This window comes from Halorubrum sp. Ea8 (assembly GCF_002252925.1).
Classification (GTDB): domain Archaea; phylum Halobacteriota; class Halobacteria; order Halobacteriales; family Haloferacaceae; genus Halorubrum.
In genome coordinates this window covers 1-2289 of the sequence record NZ_NHPF01000013.1, presented here as the reverse complement: position 1 = coordinate 2289, position 2289 = coordinate 1, and the positions used below count along the sequence as shown (strand labels likewise).

Sequence of the window (2289 nt, the reverse complement as noted above, 5' to 3'; positions counted from 1 at the left end):
GAATATTCCACGCTGCGTTCGCAAATTAGGGAAGGCTCCCATCCTCTGAGTAGCAGTTATATCGTAATCGAGCAGTAGTAATTTGTTCACTTGCAGGATTCACGAGCGAAGCCACCACCTCATCATGAACTGGTGGTTCATTGAGCGATACCGCATACAGTTCACCCCTTTCCGAACTTAGCACCGGATGATTATCAGGATCAAGGCTACTCATCCCACGATTTGTCTCAAGGGGAATACGGGTCATAAGGCCACCATCTACATTTCGTACATTGATCGCATCAAATCGTTTATTCGAGACATCGGCCTCTGAGACCATGATTCCCAGCGCTACTTCCTCTTCCCCGGTTATCGGAGCCACTGACCGGAGATGTTGATTCCCACTTCCTTCACCTCTGCTCGAACAACGTGCGATTGTTTCATCAGTACCGAGGCAGCCTGCTGAAAGACTTAACCCACCAGCTATCCCGGTAAGAAGATCCCGTCTGGACAGCATACCCTACCAGTTTCCAAAGAAGACAATATAACTACTGGCTCTGTTAAAAACGATATATGAACATTCTGTGGCACGTTGGATACATCATTGTTGTAATCCTTGGGCTTGCCTACATTGTACTTCCGAAGCGAATTCACACGGTTGGATTTGAGTTCCTTCGGCATTCATCGCCCAGCCAATCTGAAGAGTCCAACACCCTGTCTGGCTTTATCGCGGATTAGGTGTACTATTTTTATTCATCGGCATAACAGGGGCCCTCTAAGTGGTGAATTTCCTGTTTGACTGATCTGTTGAATCCGCAGAAGGCGGCGGGATAGCGTCGCTCTGAAGATGGGAGCGAAGCGGAAGAGCCGAATGTGTCTAAACGGCTCTGTTGAAATCCTTAGGAACTGATAGGACCGGCGTGCGAGATACAGAGGGTGTGTGTAGCAAGTTCACCCCTTGTCTTTTCGGTCACTCCCAATGAGTCCTCCGTGCGAATGAACTCCTTACAAGAGCGGTGAACTCAACCCAACCGGCTCAATCACACTAAGAGGAGCTCGGGCCTGACGAAGCCGATCACGAGAATACCCGCCAGTACAGCGATCGCTGTGAGTCGCAGGGCACCAGAAGCCCGTCGTCGAGATTTTGGCAAGGACTCGGCAATGCCGGAGAGGGCCATCCCAGCACCAATAAATAGTGTGGCATAGTAGAGCGTCGCCCCTTTTAGAATGACGTAGTACGCTTGCTGCCCGGCTATCAGAAGTGCGCCACAGAGAAAAACCAGTCCAACCCCTCTAGAGGGCTCGCCGAACACGGTCTCATCGATAATGGAGGGCATCAAGCGTGTTGTCTCCGGCGACGTTCAAATATTGCTGGGTTTGCGTACCCGCCGCTGAGACGAGTATAGTGTGATCGTGAAACGGTGCTGATGGCGCTGACCGACTCGTGCTCTATATTCAGCACAGCTGCAAAAACATATCACCTGCTGAGGATTTCAACAGAGCCGTCTAAACTCCTCTTCCGCTTCGTTAAGCAAGCCGCGTCGCTGGCTCAAAAGCGCTGCGCCGCCAGTCCAACGGCGGTGAGTGATCCGACTGGCAACGGATTTCCCGGCTGGAAGCATGTCACGCTCCACTTTTTGCGGGTTCATATGGATGCGACGTACCGCGAGGTCGTCGATTGGGCGAGTGAGATGGATCGCGTTCGTGGTCTGTTACAGCTCGCTCGAACGGCATTTCCCGCACCCTCAACGCTGTACCGGTCGTTTGAGAGGGTGCCCATGTCAGTGTGGCGCGGCTTCCTTCATGAGTCAGCGACCATCTGCGATCCGGGCTCGCACGGTGCCATCGATGCCACATTCTTCGATCGGGAAACGGCATCGAGACACTACCAACACCGCTCTGATCGCCACATAAGCACGCTCAAAACGACGGCACTCGTCGATACAGACTTGTGTGCCATCCTCGATCTTCACTGCTCGGCACACTGGCCTCACGACACCCAGACTGGCCGTCGAGTCGCCCTTCGTAACACCGAGAAAATCGAAAGTCTCGCCGGCGACAAGGGCTATGACGACCAATCTCTCCGGGACGCCCTCCGATCAGAGGGCGTCCCGGAGAGATTGGTCGTCATAGCCTTTGTCGCCGGCGAGACTTTCGATTTTCTCGGTGTTACGCAGGGCGACTCGACGGCCAGTTTGCGTATCGTGAGGCCAGTGTGCCGAGCAGTGAAGATCGAGGATGGCACACGAGTTTGTATCGACTATGGCCGTCGTTTTGAGCGTGGGTATGTGGGGATCCGCGGGGGGTTGG

Annotated in this window: 3 protein-coding genes and 1 pseudogene; 1 reads left to right on the top strand and 3 read right to left on the bottom strand. The window is 53.6% G+C overall.

What is annotated here, in order from left to right:
* Window positions 1-25: 25 nt before the first annotated feature.
* Together DJ74_RS18475 and DJ74_RS00655 are read right to left on the bottom strand one after the other, a co-directional pair.
* A complete protein-coding gene (locus tag DJ74_RS18475) occupies window positions 26-496 on the bottom strand; it encodes a hypothetical protein (protein WP_141212061.1) in 471 nt (156 codons plus the stop codon).
* Window positions 497-1019: 523 nt separating this feature from the next.
* Window positions 1020-1316, bottom strand: coding sequence for a hypothetical protein (locus DJ74_RS00655; protein WP_074796968.1), 297 nt, complete (start codon window positions 1314-1316; stop codon window positions 1020-1022).
* Between the two features lie 90 nt (window positions 1317-1406).
* Here DJ74_RS00655 and DJ74_RS19855 point away from each other — a divergent pair.
* A pseudogene (locus tag DJ74_RS19855) lies at window positions 1407-2030 on the top strand (hypothetical protein); the annotation flags it as partial.
* A 48-nt stretch (window positions 2031-2078) separates the two neighbouring features.
* Here DJ74_RS19855 and DJ74_RS19970 read toward each other — a convergent pair.
* Window positions 2079-2219, bottom strand: coding sequence for a hypothetical protein (locus DJ74_RS19970; RefSeq protein ID WP_394338303.1), 141 nt, complete (start codon window positions 2217-2219; stop codon window positions 2079-2081).
* Window positions 2220-2289 lie beyond the last annotated feature (70 nt).

Excerpts from the sequence above, each read along its gene's own strand:
- DJ74_RS18475 (WP_141212061.1), bottom strand. The coding sequence starts at position 496 with ATGCTGTCCAGACGGGATCTTCTTACCGGGATAGCTGGTGGGTTAAGT.
- DJ74_RS00655 (WP_074796968.1), bottom strand. The coding sequence starts at position 1,316 with ATGCCCTCCATTATCGATGAGACCGTGTTCGGCGAGCCCTCTAGAGGG.